We start from the raw sequence: 13,151 nt of genomic DNA on the forward strand, positions 1-13,151 counted from the left end.
CTCGTTCACGCCGACGGCGCGCCACGGTCCGGGCCGCGCCGGCCCCGTGCTTAGCCGACGCGGCCGGCCGGCGTCACCCCGTGCGGCGGGATGCGCGGCCGGCCGGGCCGGACGGGTCCGCGAAGCGGCTCCGGGCAAAGCCGGAACCCCGCGCGGACGATGAACGGCGCCGCGGGTCTCGGACCCGCCCGGAAGCGCTCAGTAGCGCGGGCCGCCAGAGATGTTGCCGCGCTGCTGGGCGTAGCCGGGCAGCATCGGATTGCGGGCGTTCGGATCGCCATGCATCAGGCGGTTGCGGGTGTGGTGCAGACGATGGGCGCGGGACTGATGGATCGCGTCATGGCCATGGCCGCGATGGCGCATGTGGTACTTGCGCGCCTTGTAGTTGCCCGCATGGCCGATGGACGAGCTGGCGCGCATCCGCTCGGCCTGGGTCAGGCCCGGGGCGGCCGAGGCGGAGCCGAGGGAAAAGCTGGCGAACATCAGGCTCGATGCCAGAACCATTGCGAGGGTTTTCATGTTTGACTTCCAGTCATGTGCTCACGAGCGGCACAGTGCGGCTGTAAGTCTATCCTGGCTCGCATGTTCCGCGGTGTTGCTTGACTTTATTGTCATGGATTATCAGGCTTGGCCTGGACGTGGACTTGTCGAGTTCAGAAAGAATTCAGTATACCACGCACGGGCAGCGCCTATCGGCCGGCGAGCCGGCCCGGACCCGCGACCGGCCGGGTGGGCGCGGCGGCGTTGGTGCTCTCCTTGTAGATCGGCACGATGACCCGGAGCCAGCCGCGCGTCTCGCGTCCGCCGTACCGGCGCTCGACCACGTCCTGGGTGACGTAGGCCTGCAGGTTCACCGGGCCGAAATTGTAGCCGACGAGGCCGCCCACCGCGATCTGGCCCTGGCGTTGGTAGCCCGGAAACCGGGTCGGCAGGTCCGTGGAGGCGAAAGCCACGGGGCCGACCTCCCACTTCCCGAACTTCCTCGTCGCGGTGAGGTCGAGGTTGAGGTAGTCGGGATAGACCCCGCCCTGCGGTGAGACGGGGTCGAGGAAGATCCCGTAGAGCAGGTTGGCCGTGAGGTTCAGGCCGTCCCCGGTGTAGCTGGCGGCGAAGCGGTGGCTCAGCGACGCGTTCTGCGTCAGGAAACGGGTCTCGATCGGCAGGTAGCCGCCGAAGAGGTAGCTGACGCCGAAGTTGTTGCCGAGGTCCCAGGCGAGCTGCCCGGCGAGGAGCGGCTGGCCGATGCCGCTCTGGTAGGGCGTGCCGCGGGGACTCGACGCCACGACGGGTTGGATCGCGATGAGGTTCAGGCGCGCCCCGAGCAGGTTCCAGGGCGTCGCCCAGACGAAGGCCGGCAGGTTGACGTTCGAGTCCGAGTCCAGCGGGCGCGTGTCGCGCACCCCGAAGCTCGACGTGTTGACGAAGTAGAGCCCCACCGGGAGCTGGGCGCCGGCCGGCAGGCCGATGGTCTGGCCCGGCTGGGCCGCGGAGCCCGCCCGGGCCGGAGCCGGTGCCAGGAGCGGGAAGGCCACCAGCGAGGAGGCCATCAGCCAGGAGGCTACGCGTGAGGAGGCCACGCGTGAGGAGGCCACAAGGATCTTGCCGCCGCGCAGGCGGCGGGTGGACCGACGGAGGGCCTTAGCGATGGTGCGGATCACGCATGTCTCCCTGGCTCGGCTGCCCGGGGACAGGTGCCGCCGGTCGGCGGCCGGCAACCCAGCGTCTTCCTGTCAGACGATCGCCCGCCACGCTTTAGTCCGGCGGGCACCGGGCCGACCGGCGCGGGGAGAGCGCCGGCAGGACTAACGACGGCTTTGTCCAAGATGTATTCATGATGCATCGAGACTTGATCAGACCCTCATCTCAGGCCCCATCGTTTAATCCTGCCCTCCACGTGCCTGGACGCACGTCATGGATGAGATCGAGGCCCCATATTCGGTTCAGACAGATGAAGCGAACCAAGAAAACCGGTTCGCACTGTATAGGAGCCTGATAGCCTTAATGAAGACCCGTATCGCCGCCCTCGCCGCCGCTCTCGTCCTCGGCGTTGCTCCGATCTCGTCCGCCATGGCTTTCGAAAGGCCGTCCCGTTACACTGCTTTCTCGCCCTACGAGGTCGAAACGACCGGTTCGCTCGAGTTTCGTGGCGGCGTGCCCCTGCGAAACCCCTATAGCTGCCCGATGAGCTCGGCCGCCGAGGGCAACGCCAACCAGCAGAACTTCCCCACCCAGCAGTACGGCCAGACCTCGGGCGGTAACCGCTGCTGATCGGACCCGCGAAGGAGACTCACATGCTGCTGAAAGGCTTCTCCTACGCCATGGTCGCGGCTTTTGCCGGCGGCCTCGTCTTCACCATCGTCGGTTCGGCCCAGGTTTACCTCAACCTGTAAGCCGTGCCTGGACCGACAGGATCCCCCACCGACCCGCCCGGCCTCCGCCGCGGCGGGTCGCGCCGTGTCCGCCCCGACGCGGCGATGTCCGACCGCCTCGCCCTCGTGCCGATCGCCGGCCCGGGAACACATTGACCGCAGGGACGTCACACCCGGTCACAGCGGGACCGGAACGGGCAACACAGAGCGATGGCGCACAGGGCGGGGCGAGGCGAACGGCAAGGTGACCGGCAAAGTGACGGGCAAAGTGACCGGCAAGGTGACCGGCAAGGTGACCGGCAAGACGGTGAACCGGTCGGCGGACGAGGCGACCGGCAAGCGAAGGGACACGACGCGGCCGGCACCGCGACGGACCTGCATCCGCGCAAGTTCGATCTGCTCAACCTCAGCCTGGTCGACGTGAACGGGGGGCTGCGGCCCTACCTCAACGTCTTCCTGCTGGTACACCGCGAGTGGAGCGCGACCACCGTCGGCCTCGTGACCACCCTGGCGGGCCTCGTCGGCGTCGGCCTGCAGGCACCGCTCGGGGCCGTGATCGACCGCGCGCGCGACAAGCGCCTGGCCATCGTGGCCGCCCTGATGGCGGCCTCGGCCGGAGCTGTGGTCATCGCGCTCTGGCCGCAATTCTGGCCGGTGCTCCTGGCCTTCACGGTCCTGACCGCGGCGGGCAGCAGCTTCACCCCGACCATCGCGGGCCTCACCCTCGGCATCTTCCCGAAGGCCCGCCTGTCGCGCCGGATGGGTCGCAACAGCGCCTGGTACCGGGCCGGCAACGTCGTCATCGCAATCTTGATCGCGCTGGTCGGCTACGGCTTTCCCGACCGGGCGGTGTTCTTCCTCGTGCCCGCCCTGTCGTTCGCGGCCGCCGCGGCCGTCCTGTCGATCCCTCGCGACATCGTCGGCCGCGAGCTCGCCGAGGGGGTGAAGCCGAAGCCGCGCTCGGGCGCGGCCTTCAAGGTGCTCCTCGACAACCGCCCGCTCCTCGTCTTCGCCGCGTCGATCTTCCTGTTCCAGCTGGCCAACGGGCCGATGGCCTCCCTGGTCGCGCAAAAGATCTCCCTGGCGCACGAGAACTGGTCGGCCGCCATCACCTCGACGACCATCGTGGCGGCGCAGGCGGTGATGCTGCCCATGGCCATCCTGGTCGGACGCTTCGCCGACGGCTGGGGGCGCAAGCCGATCCTCCTGTTCGCCTTCGCGATGCTGCCGGTGCGGGCGCTGCTCTACACCGTGTCGGACGACGCCCTCTGGCTCTTCGCGGTGCAGGCCCTGGAGGGCGTGAGCACCGGCCTCTACAGCGCCATCAAGCCTCTGGTGATCGCCGACCTGATGGAGGACAAAGCCCGCTACAACCTCGCCTCGGGGGTGGTGGCCACCGTCCAGGGCGTCGCCATCGCCCTCTCGAACGTGCTGGCCGGCAGCCTCGTCGATGCCAGCGGCTTCACGGCGGCGTTCCTGGTGTCGGCGGGCATCGGCCTGGGCGCAGCCCTGCTCCTCACCCGCATGCCGGAGCCCTCGGCGCAGCGGGCCTGACGCCGTCCCGTCGCCGCCGGGGGCGATGCGCCAAACCTCCGGGACGCGAGCCCCGGAGTCGCCGCGGCGAGGCTCAGCGCAGGGTCGCCGACTCGCCGGGCTCCAGCGGGCGGTCCTCGTCCGGCCCGCTCACGGCGTTCAGGCGCTGGAGATGCTCGAAGACATGGGCGAAGGCGTCCGTGACGGCCTTCTCGAAGCTGCCGTCGGACCGCCCCTGGGCGGCCTTCAGGGCGCTGAGCAGGGCTTGATGCGTTTCGGTGTCACGCGACATGGCTGTCCTCCCGGCCGGACGGATGACCCGTCCGGGAATGCAAGCGCCGGCATGGATCGCCGGTTCCGAGGGCCCGGACGCGCGCGGTCCCGAAGACCCGATCGGCGCGGCGCGGCGCCTCGCGCATCTGTCATCGAACCTTGGCCGTCGGCATCCGTTATCCGCCGGCCCCTGCAGGCCGGAGACACCCCCTCGGCATGCGTTCCCGTTCCCTTCTCCTCGGCATCGTCGTCATCCTCGCCGCCGGGGCCGGCCTCGCCGGGTTCGGCCGCGTCAGCTATGCGCCGACGCCCTCGCGCGAGGCCCTCGCGAACCCCGACCGCTACCCGATCTCGACGGCCTACGACGTCCTCGGGCGCCGCATCGGCCGGGAGGAGGCCGCGACCCTGCGCACCACCGAGGCGGGGCGCCGGACGCTGTCGCCCGAGGCCGGCGCCTTCACCATCGACGAGGCGGTCATCGCCCGCGGGCGGGAGGCCTTCTACACCGAGACCTTCGGGAACGAGGTCTTCCTCACCGACGTGATGGGGATGCTCGACGGTGCCCTGACGCCCTACGAGGTCGCCCGCGCCGTGCTGCTGCTGGGCGGGAAGGCCACCAACAACCTCCAGGTCCGCGTCGCCCAGGACGTGCGGATCGGCGAGCGTCAGTGGGGCAAGGGCGACTTCGTCTCGACCGGGCTCGACGTCGAGGCGGGCGGCCTCGGCATCATCGGCCTGAAGACCTTCTACGACCGGGGCCACCTGCGGCTCGGCATCACCTGCGCCCTCTGCCACGCGGCCGTCGACCCCCAGTCCGGTAAGGTCGTGGAGGGCGCCCCGAACACCGACCTGAATGCCGGGCTGCTCCTCGCCCTCTCGGCCAACGCCTCCGCCTACTTCATGCACGGCAGCATCGACCTCGCGGCCCTCGCGGGCGATCCGTCACGAACCGTTCCGACCGCCGGCGGAGGGACCGCGGTGCTGCCCGACCGGGACAGGCTCGAGGCGGCGGCCAAGGTCGAGGTCGCGAGCTGGCCGCCGGGCAGCTTCGATTCCTCCGCCGACCTGGTGACGAACCCGACCTCGATCCCGTCGAGCTTCTCGGCCTACGGCGAGCCCTACAGCTGGAGCGGACGCGAGGCGGTCGGGCCCTTCCACGGCCTGTCGTCGTTGAACAACAACGTGCACACGGCCAATTCGGACACGACGCAGCTCGCGGCCGCCGCGCCCTGGCTGTTCGGCATCGATCCGGACCTCTACCTCGGCATCCTGCTCCAGGGGGCGGCGAACCCGGCCCTGCGCTACGATCCGCAGGCGGCCCAGCGGCCGAGCGCGATCCTGGCCGCCTTCGACCCGACGCCGGCCTCCCCCGGCCTCAACCGCTACGCCGTCCTGCCGAGCTTTCCGGCGACGAACTACATGACCGATAACGGGCTCTTCGCCTCCGCGGCTGGGGAGCCGGCGAACTTCGCCAACAACGCCATGTCGGCCTTCCAGAACCTCCTGCGTCCGCCGCCGGCGCCGAAGGCACAGGCCGAGGCCGGCCGCGCGGTGTTCGCGCGGGCCGGCTGTGCCGGCTGCCATGCCGGCCCGGCGCTGACCAACAACCGGATCGTGCCCGTGGGCGAGATCGGTACCGAGCCGACCCGGGCCCGCGCGGGGGCCAAGATGGAGGCGCACCTGTCCGCCCCCGCGATGTTTGCGACCGACACGCCCTTCCCGCTGCCGGCCGACCCCAGGATCGTGCCGATCCCCCTGGAGGGCGAGGCCCTGAAACAGGTCCAGCTCGGCTGGGCCCATGCCGGGACCGAGGGCGGCTACAAGGTCCCGAATCTCGTCGGCCTCGCCTGGTCGGCGCCCTACCTGCACGATGGCGGCGTGGCGGCGGGGACCGACCTCGCCGGCGCGCTCGGCGTGCCCGGCACCCTGGAGCGCGGTCGCGCGCCGGATCCGCGCAACAGCCTGCGCGCCCTGGTGGACCGGGATCTGCGCGGGCGGGTCGTGGCCGCCAACCGCGCCTCCGCCATGGCGCGCACGGCGCGGGTGACGGGAGAGGGGCACCGCTACTGGGTCGATGCCGCCGCCGGCTACGGCCCCGCCGACCAGGACGCGCTGCTGGGCTACCTGCTCTCCATCGACGCCCTGACGCAGGATGTGCCGGTGCCATGAGCCTGGCCGGGGACGCGCAACGGGAGACCACCATGCAGACGGCCGGGACCACCGAGGGGGCCCCGCGCCTCGAACGCAAGGCGGTCGCCGCCGTGGTGCTGGGCAACGCCCTCGAGTTCTACGACTTCACCATCTACGCCTTCTTCGCGAAGCCCATCGGCGAGGCGTTCTTCCCCTCGGAGAACGCCACCGACAGCCTGCTCGCCTCCCTGGCCCTGTTCGGCATCGGCTACGTCATGCGGCCCGTCGGCGGCATCCTCATCGGGGCCTTCGCCGACCGGGCGGGGCGCAAGCCAGCGATGCTGATCACCATCGCGCTGATGGCCATCGGCATGGTGATGCTGGCGGCCGCCCCCGGCTACGCCACCCTGGGGGGCTGGTCGCAGGTCATCGTCATCGTGGGCCGGCTCATCCAGGGGCTCGCCCTCGGCGGCGAAGTCGGCCCCTCCACCGCCTATCTCCTGGAGGCCGCCCCGGGACAGCACCGCGGCTTCGTGGCGAGCTGGCAGATCGCCAGCCAGGGCTGCGCCGCCCTGATCGCCGGCCTCGTGGCCTCGGTCCTGACCTACGCGGTCGGCGACGACGCCATGGCGAGTTGGGGCTGGCGGGTGATGTTCGCGCTGGGCATCGGCGTCGTGCCCGTGGGTCTGATCATCCGCAGCCATCTGCCCGAGACGGCCGGCGAGCGCGCCGACCCGGCCGCGGCCGAGTCCACCCTCGCGGTGGTCCGGCGCCTGGTGCGCGAGCACGGCCGGATGCTGGTCCTGACCTTCCTCATCATCGCGGCCTCCACCGTCTCCAACGCGGTGGGCACCAACATGCCGGTCTATGCCCAGGCCACGCTCGGCCTCACGGAGACGATCTCCACCGCCGTGCCCATCGCCCTCGGCCTCGCCTCCATCGCCTTCCCGCTCCTCGGCGGCTGGCTGGCCGATCGGTTCGGCCGGCGCCCGGTGATGATCTGGCCCCGCGCGCTCATCGTCGTGCTGACCGTGCCGGCCTTCGCCTGGCTCGTGCGCGACCCGACCGGCCCGTCGGTCTACGCCGTAACCTTCCTGCTCTCGGCCCTGTCATCGATCAACGCGGCGGCGATCATCGTGGCGATCCCCGAGGCCCTGCCGCGGGCGGTGCGCAGCGCGGGGCTCTCCATCGTGTACGCCTTCTCGGTCTCGATCTTCGGCGGCAGCACGAACTACGTCGTGAACAAGCTCATCGCCCTCTCGGGCGACAAGCTCGCCCCGGCCTACTACCTCGTGGCCTTCAGCATCGTGGGCACGATCGCGGCCTTCCTCATGCCCGAGACCCGCGGCCGGGACCTCGAGGCGAACGCGGAGGCCCGCTGAGGGGCGGCCCCGGCGCGCCGCCCCCGTCAGCCTCGGACAAGATTGGCTCCCTAAAGCTTCGGTCATGAATGATCGGGACCGGAGCCGACCGTGACAGGCGTCTACCTCTTCGACTTGGCCTCGCAGCAGGCGCGCTACCTCGCGGTGCGTCAGTCGACCATCGCGAGCAACGTCGCGAACGCCAACACGCCCGACTACAAGGCCCGGGACGTGGTGCCGTTCTCCGAGGTGATGGCGCGCACGGCCTCCGCCGGCATAACCATGACGGAGAGCGCCCACGTCACCTCCGGCGAGAACCGCATCCCGACCAAGCCGGTCGCCGCGGCCGACGCCTGGGACGCGCTCTCGACCTCGAGCTCGGTGAGCCTGGAGCAGGAGATGCTCAAGGCCGGCGAGGTCAGCCGCGACCACAACCTGAACATGGGCATCGTCAAGGCCTTCGACCGGATGCTCAAGGCGGCGGTGAAGTCCTGATGATCGACCCCCTCGCGGCCTCCACCCGTCTCGCCAGCGCCGGCATGGAGGCGCAGTCCCTGCGCCTGCGCATCGCCGCCGAGAACGTCGCCAACGCGCAATCCGTCGGCGACGCCCCCGGGGCGGACCCCTATGCCCGCAAGACCGTGACCTTCCGGGCCGCTCTGGACCGGGCCGCCGGCGGCCCCACCGTGGCCCTGCGCAAGATCGGCACCGACGACGCGCCGTTCCGCATCGAGCGCGACCCCGGCAACCCGGCGGCCGATTCCGACGGCAACGTGAAGATGCCCAACGTCAACGTGCTAGTGGAGATGGCCGACATCCGCGAGGCCAACCGCTCCTACGAAGCCAACGTCCAGGTGATCAAGCAGGCCCGCGCCATGGTCGCCAGCGTCATCGACCTCCTGAGAAGCTGAGACCCGCGATGATCGAAGCCCTCACCTCGCTCGCCGCCTTCGACCGGACCGCCGGCATCACCCGCACCGACTCGGCCGCGCCGCTGGCGCGCACGAGCTTCCCCGTGAGCCCGCCGACCGCCACGGCCGGTGCCGGCACCGATTTCGGGGACGTCATGGCGCAGCTCGCCAGCGGCCTGCGCACCTCCCTGCGCTCCGGCGAGGCCACCGCCATCTCGGGCATCCAGGGCAAAGCCTCGACGCAGCAGGTGGTCGAGGCGGTGATGTCGGCCGAGCAGAGCCTGCAGACCGCCATCGCCGTCCGGGACAAGGTGGTCGCCGCCTATCTCGAACTCAGCCGCATGCCGATCTGACGATCCGATCGCGTGAAACCCCCTGCTAAACGCTTCGACGGGACCGTGACACCATGAGAGCGCTCGCCATCGCGGCCACGGGCATGAACGCCCAGCAGATGAACCTCGAGGTCATCGCCAACAACATCGCCAACCTGAACACCACCGGGTTCAAGGGCGCGCGGGCCGAGTTCACCGACCTGCTCTACCAGGCCGAGCGCCAGCAGGGCGTGCCGAACCAGGCCGGCCAGGAGCCGGTGCCGGAGGGCGCGATGCTCGGCCTCGGCGTGCGCACGGCCGCCATCCGCAACCTGCACCGGCAGGGGCCGCTCGCCAACACCGCCAACCAGCTCGACCTCGCAGTGAACGGCCGGGGCTACTTCCAGATCACCAACCCGAACGGCGAGATCAACTACACCCGCGCCGGCTCGTTCAACCGCAACAACACCGGCCAGATCGTCACCCTGGAGGGCTACGCCCTCGACCCGGCGATCCTCATCCCCAACGGGGCCGTCGACGTGGTGATCAACCAGTCGGGCCAGGTCTTCGCCAAGGTGGACGGGCAGGTGCAGGCGCAGAACCTGGGCCAGATCACGCTGGCGAACTTCGCCAACGATGCCGGCCTGGAGCCCCTCGGCAACGGCCTCTACCGCGAGACCGCGGCCTCCGGCGCCCCCGTCACCGGCGTGCCCGGCGACCCGAGCTTCGGCAAGCTGCAGCAGGGCTACCTGGAAAGCTCGAACGTCGATCCCGTCAAGGAGATCACCAACATGATCACGGCCCAGCGCGCCTTCGAGATGAATTCGAAGGTGATCCAGGCCGCCGACGAGATGGCCGGCACGATCTCCAAGGGCATCCGCTAAGCGCGTCGGGCGGCGCCGCCGCCTGAGCCCCACACTCCCACCTCCGCGCGGCGGCTACGGGCGGCATCGGCTCTCCGCCGGGGCCGCGGCCGCCCGTCCGGGCATTCTCCAAGGGCGCGACCACGTCATGGGTATTCACCTTCCGGGCCTGTCCCCGCGCAGCCGGTGCCGCCTCGCCGCCGTCGGGCTCGCGCTGCTGGCCGGGCCGGCCGCGGCCGAGGACCTGCTGCTGCCGGTGCCGACGGTGACGATCTATCCCGGCGACACCATCAAGCCGTCGATGCTGCGGATGCAGGCCTATCCGGAGACCTTCAAGGCCCGGACCGCCGTGGTCGACGCCGCCCTGGCGATCTCTGGGCGCGTCGCGAAGCGGATGCTGCTGCCGGGCGAGCCGGTGCCGGTCAACGCCATCGACGATCCCCGCCTCGTCAGCCGGGGCACGCCGACGCAGATCGTGTTCGAGGAGCACGGCCTGCTCATCACCGCCGTCGGCGCGCCGCTCCAGAACGGCGGCCTCGGCGACGTCATCCGCGTGCGCAACACCGACACCAACCGCATCGTCCTCGGCACCGTGATGGCCGACGGCCGAATCCGGACCGGGGACCATTGATGCGCCGCCACCTTCCCAAGATCCCGGCGAAGATCGCAGCCAAGTTGGCGGCCAGGATTCCGGCGCTCGTCGCAGCCCTCCTCCTCGCCCTGCCCACGCCCGCCCTGGCCGGAACCCGGATCAAGGACATCGCCACCCTCAAGGGCGTGCGCGACAACCAGCTCGTGGGCTACGGCCTCGTCACCGGCCTGCAGGGCACCGGCGACACCCTGCGCAACGCCCAGTTCACCGAGCAGTCGCTGCAGTCGATGCTGGACCGCATGGGCATCAACGTCCGCGACGCCCGCCTGCGCACCCGCAACGTCGCCGCCGTGATGGTGACCGCCGACCTGCCGCCCTACACGGGCACCGGCTCGCGCATCGATGTCACCGTGACCTCGCTCGGCGACGCGACCTCCCTCAAGGGCGGCACCCTGCTGATGACGCCCCTGATGGGCGGCGACAGCCTGACCTACGCGGCCGCGCAGGGACCCCTCGCGGTCTCCGGCTTCAGCGTCGGCGGCCAGGCCGAGACCGTGACGCAGGGCGTGCCGACCGCCGGGCGCATTCCCAACGGCGCCCTGATCGAGCGCGAGGTGCCGGGGACCTTCCGGGACCTGCCCGAACTGGTATTCGAGTTGAAGAACCCCGACTTCAAGACCGCCACCATGGTGGCCGACGCTATCAACGCCTACGCCCTCGCGCGCTTCAACCGCCGGGTCGCGTCGCCGCGCGACCAGCGGGCCATCACGTTGCTGCGGCCGAGCAACATCGCCCAGACCCGGTTTGTGGCCGAGATCGGCGACCTCACCGTCAACCCCGACACCCCGGCCCGCGTCGTCGTCGACCAGCGCACCGGGACGGTGGTGATCGGCCGCAACGTCCAGATCTCCACCGTGGCGGTGACGCACGGCAACCTCACGGTGCGGGTGACGGAGGCCCCGGAGGTCTCGCAGCCGGCCCCGTTCTCGAACGGGCAGACGGCCGTGGTGCCCCGCACGGAGGTCGCGATCAACGAGCAGCCCGGCCGGATGGCGATCATCGGCGGCTCGGATCTCCAGACCCTGGTGCGCGGCCTCAACAATGTCGGGCTGAAGCCCAGCGACATCATCTCGATCCTCCAGGCGGTGAAGACCTCCGGGGCGCTTCAGGCGGAGCTCGTGGTGCAATGAGCGCGGTGACCGACCTTCCCCTGCCGGGCGAGGCAACCCGCCTCGTCGTGCGCCCGCCCGGCCCGACGCCGCCCACCCGCTGGCTCGCCCTGATGGCGCTGCGGGTCCTGCTGTTCGTCGGCCTCCTGGCGCTCGCCTCCTTCGGCCTCGGTCCGGCCGGCGCCCTCGAGGGCGGCCGCCCGGCGATCTCCGGGCTGAACCCCGGCCCGCTGCCGAAGGCCGCGCCGAAGCCGGCCGCGCCCCGCCTCGCCGTCGCGGCCAAACCCGTCGCCGGCGTGGCCGAGCCGGTCACGGTCGTGTCCCAGCCGATCGAGACCACGGGGGCGATCGAGGCCAAGGCGTCCGAGGTCAAGGCGTCCGAGGTCAAGCCGTCCGAGCCGGCACAGGTCGCCGAGGTCCGGGCTCCCGAGCCCGAGTTGGCGAAGCCCGCGCCGAAGCCGCCGGCCTATTGCGCCAGCATCGCGGACGCCGCCGCCGATGCGCGCTTCGCCTGGCAGAAGGAGCAGCTGGCGACCCTGGAAAAGCAGGTCGAGGAGCGGATCGCCGCCCTGGAGGCCAAGCGCGCCGAGTACGAGACCTGGCTCGCCCGCCGCGACGCGTTCCTGGCCAAGGCCGACGAGGGCGTGGTGGCGATCTACACCAAGATGCGGGCGGATGCCGCCGCTCTCCAGCTCGCCAACATGCCCGACGAGGGCGCCGCCGCGATCCTGACCAAGCTCAACGCCCGCACGGCGAGCGGAATCCTGAGCGAGATGGAGGCCGCGCGCGCCGCACAGCTGGCCCGCATGATGACCGAGATGGGCAAGACCGGCGCGTCCAAGATCGATCCGAGCGGCAAGACCGATCCAAGCGGCAGGACCGATCCGAACAAGAAGCCCCGCACGAGCGAGAAATCCTGATGCTTCCCAACACGTTCCGGGCCGGCCTGATCCTGGTGCTGGCGGCGCCCGCCCTCGGCGCCTGCAACACGCCGGTGGACCGGATCGGCCAGGCGCCGCTGCTGACGCCGATCGGCACCGGCCTGCAGCCGCCGCGCGAGGCCCTGCCGACCACCTACGGGTCCCTCGGACGGCGCACCTATCACTCGACCTGGGCGCCGGGCAGCGCCGAGATGTTCCAGGATCCGCGCGCCCGCAACATCGGCGACGTGATCACGGTCTCGATCCTCATCGACGACAAGGCCCAGTTCGGCAATTCGAGCGACCGCTCGCGCAGCCAGAAATCGGGCCTCGGCTTCGACTTCGGCTACGGCGTCTCGGCCCTGAAGGACACGGCCACCGCCGATGCCGGCATCCGCTCCTCCACGGAGACCAAGGGCGCGGGCAACATCGACCGCTCCGAGGTGCTGCGCCTGCAGGTCGCCGCCATCGTCACCGAGCAGATGCCCAACGGCAACGTCGTGATCAGCGGTTCGCAGGAGGTGCGGGTGAACAACGAGGTCCGCGTCCTCACCGTGGCGGGCATCGTGCGGCCGCGCGACATCTCGCGCAAGAACACTATCGACTACGACAAGATCGCCGAGGCGCGCATCTCCTATGGCGGGCGCGGCCGCATCTCGGACGTGCAGGCGCCGACCTTCGGCCAGCAGGTCTTCGAGACCCTGGCGCCGTTCTGAGAT

General features: G+C 70.8%; 15 protein-coding genes. 12 read left to right on the forward strand and 3 right to left on the reverse strand.

Annotation, left to right across the window (positions count from 1 at the left end):
• Positions 1-198 precede the first annotated feature (198 nt).
• Together CRT23_RS17690 and CRT23_RS17695 are read right to left on the reverse strand one after the other, a co-directional pair.
• On the reverse strand, positions 199-519 hold the full coding sequence (locus CRT23_RS17690) for a hypothetical protein (protein WP_146056413.1): 321 nt from the start codon (positions 517-519) through the stop codon (positions 199-201).
• Between the two features lie 170 nt (positions 520-689).
• The gene (locus CRT23_RS17695) at positions 690-1,547 is read right to left on the reverse strand and encodes a transporter (RefSeq protein ID WP_103710826.1); all 858 of its coding nucleotides are present in this window, start codon (positions 1,545-1,547) and stop codon (positions 690-692) included.
• A gap of 454 nt (positions 1,548-2,001) precedes the next feature.
• Here CRT23_RS17695 and CRT23_RS17700 point away from each other — a divergent pair, with 454 nt between their 5' ends.
• Both CRT23_RS17700 and CRT23_RS17705 read left to right on the forward strand, forming a co-directional pair.
• On the forward strand, positions 2,002-2,268 hold the full coding sequence (locus tag CRT23_RS17700; protein ID WP_103710714.1) for a hypothetical protein: 267 nt from the start codon (positions 2,002-2,004) through the stop codon (positions 2,266-2,268).
• A gap of 311 nt (positions 2,269-2,579) precedes the next feature.
• Positions 2,580-3,923, forward strand: coding sequence for an MFS transporter (locus CRT23_RS17705; RefSeq protein WP_103710715.1), 1,344 nt, complete (start codon positions 2,580-2,582; stop codon positions 3,921-3,923).
• A gap of 73 nt (positions 3,924-3,996) precedes the next feature.
• On the opposite strand, the gene CRT23_RS17710 is transcribed toward CRT23_RS17705, so the two are convergent.
• Complete coding sequence (locus CRT23_RS17710) at positions 3,997-4,194, reverse strand: hypothetical protein (protein ID WP_055957369.1); 198 nt, start codon at positions 4,192-4,194, stop codon at positions 3,997-3,999.
• A 197-nt stretch (positions 4,195-4,391) separates the two neighbouring features.
• Here CRT23_RS17710 and CRT23_RS17715 point away from each other — a divergent pair, with 197 nt between their 5' ends.
• The 10 genes from CRT23_RS17715 (at position 4,392) to flgH (ending at position 13,148) form a co-directional block, all read left to right on the forward strand.
• Positions 4,392-6,344: a cytochrome C oxidase Cbb3 gene (locus tag CRT23_RS17715; protein WP_103710716.1), complete on the forward strand. Its 1,953-nt coding sequence runs from the start codon at positions 4,392-4,394 to the stop codon at positions 6,342-6,344.
• Positions 6,345-6,376: 32 nt separating this feature from the next.
• Entirely contained in the window at positions 6,377-7,687 is a 1,311-nt protein-coding gene (locus CRT23_RS17720) for an MFS transporter (RefSeq protein WP_103710828.1), read from the forward strand.
• 90 nt (positions 7,688-7,777) lie between these two features.
• Positions 7,778-8,161, forward strand: a complete 384-nt coding sequence (flgB, locus tag CRT23_RS17725; protein WP_103710717.1) for a flagellar basal body rod protein FlgB — start codon at positions 7,778-7,780, stop codon at positions 8,159-8,161.
• Positions 8,161-8,577, forward strand: a complete 417-nt coding sequence (gene flgC, locus CRT23_RS17730; protein ID WP_103710718.1) for a flagellar basal body rod protein FlgC — start codon at positions 8,161-8,163, stop codon at positions 8,575-8,577. Before flgB ends, flgC begins: the two co-directional genes overlap by 1 nt.
• 8 nt (positions 8,578-8,585) lie before the next feature.
• Positions 8,586-8,930, forward strand: a complete 345-nt coding sequence (locus CRT23_RS17735; RefSeq protein ID WP_103710719.1) for a flagellar hook-basal body complex protein FliE — start codon at positions 8,586-8,588, stop codon at positions 8,928-8,930.
• Between the two features lie 53 nt (positions 8,931-8,983).
• Positions 8,984-9,772 (forward strand): flagellar basal-body rod protein FlgG, encoded by a 789-nt coding sequence (gene flgG, locus CRT23_RS17740; RefSeq protein WP_055957351.1) that lies wholly within the window; start codon positions 8,984-8,986, stop codon positions 9,770-9,772.
• A gap of 127 nt (positions 9,773-9,899) precedes the next feature.
• On the forward strand, positions 9,900-10,382 hold the full coding sequence (flgA, locus tag CRT23_RS17745) for a flagellar basal body P-ring formation chaperone FlgA (RefSeq protein WP_082513226.1): 483 nt from the start codon (positions 9,900-9,902) through the stop codon (positions 10,380-10,382).
• Complete coding sequence (gene flgI, locus CRT23_RS17750) at positions 10,382-11,533, forward strand: flagellar basal body P-ring protein FlgI (RefSeq protein ID WP_103710720.1); 1,152 nt, start codon at positions 10,382-10,384, stop codon at positions 11,531-11,533. Before flgA ends, flgI begins: the two co-directional genes overlap by 1 nt.
• A gap of 296 nt (positions 11,534-11,829) precedes the next feature.
• Positions 11,830-12,432, forward strand: a complete 603-nt coding sequence (locus CRT23_RS29185; protein WP_348628874.1) for a MotE family protein — start codon at positions 11,830-11,832, stop codon at positions 12,430-12,432.
• Complete coding sequence (gene flgH, locus CRT23_RS17760; protein ID WP_055957344.1) at positions 12,432-13,148, forward strand: flagellar basal body L-ring protein FlgH; 717 nt, start codon at positions 12,432-12,434, stop codon at positions 13,146-13,148. Before CRT23_RS29185 ends, flgH begins: the two co-directional genes overlap by 1 nt.
• Positions 13,149-13,151 lie beyond the last annotated feature (3 nt).

The organism is Methylobacterium sp. V23 (assembly GCF_002917135.1).
Taxonomy (GTDB): Bacteria; Pseudomonadota; Alphaproteobacteria; order Rhizobiales; family Beijerinckiaceae; genus Methylobacterium.

Bases quoted from the DNA above. Each gene is read 5' to 3' on its own strand.
- CRT23_RS17715 (WP_103710716.1), top strand. From the start codon at position 4,392: ATGCGTTCCCGTTCCCTTCTCCTCGGCATCGTCGTCATCCTCGCCGCC.
- CRT23_RS17720 (WP_103710828.1), top strand. From the start codon at position 6,377: ATGCAGACGGCCGGGACCACCGAGGGGGCCCCGCGCCTCGAACGCAAG.
- CRT23_RS17710 (WP_055957369.1), bottom strand. From the start codon at position 4,194: ATGTCGCGTGACACCGAAACGCATCAAGCCCTGCTCAGCGCCCTGAAG.
- CRT23_RS17695 (WP_103710826.1), bottom strand. From the start codon at position 1,547: ATGGCCTCCTCGCTGGTGGCCTTCCCGCTCCTGGCACCGGCTCCGGCC.
- CRT23_RS17705 (WP_103710715.1), top strand. From the start codon at position 2,580: ATGGCGCACAGGGCGGGGCGAGGCGAACGGCAAGGTGACCGGCAAAGT.
- flgH (WP_055957344.1), top strand. From the start codon at position 12,432: ATGCTTCCCAACACGTTCCGGGCCGGCCTGATCCTGGTGCTGGCGGCG.
- CRT23_RS17700 (WP_103710714.1), top strand. From the start codon at position 2,002: ATGAAGACCCGTATCGCCGCCCTCGCCGCCGCTCTCGTCCTCGGCGTT.
- flgA (WP_082513226.1), top strand. From the start codon at position 9,900: ATGGGTATTCACCTTCCGGGCCTGTCCCCGCGCAGCCGGTGCCGCCTC.
- flgC (WP_103710718.1), top strand. From the start codon at position 8,161: ATGATCGACCCCCTCGCGGCCTCCACCCGTCTCGCCAGCGCCGGCATG.
- CRT23_RS17735 (WP_103710719.1), top strand. From the start codon at position 8,586: ATGATCGAAGCCCTCACCTCGCTCGCCGCCTTCGACCGGACCGCCGGC.
- flgG (WP_055957351.1), top strand. From the start codon at position 8,984: ATGAGAGCGCTCGCCATCGCGGCCACGGGCATGAACGCCCAGCAGATG.
- flgI (WP_103710720.1), top strand. From the start codon at position 10,382: ATGCGCCGCCACCTTCCCAAGATCCCGGCGAAGATCGCAGCCAAGTTG.
- CRT23_RS17690 (WP_146056413.1), bottom strand. From the start codon at position 519: ATGAAAACCCTCGCAATGGTTCTGGCATCGAGCCTGATGTTCGCCAGC.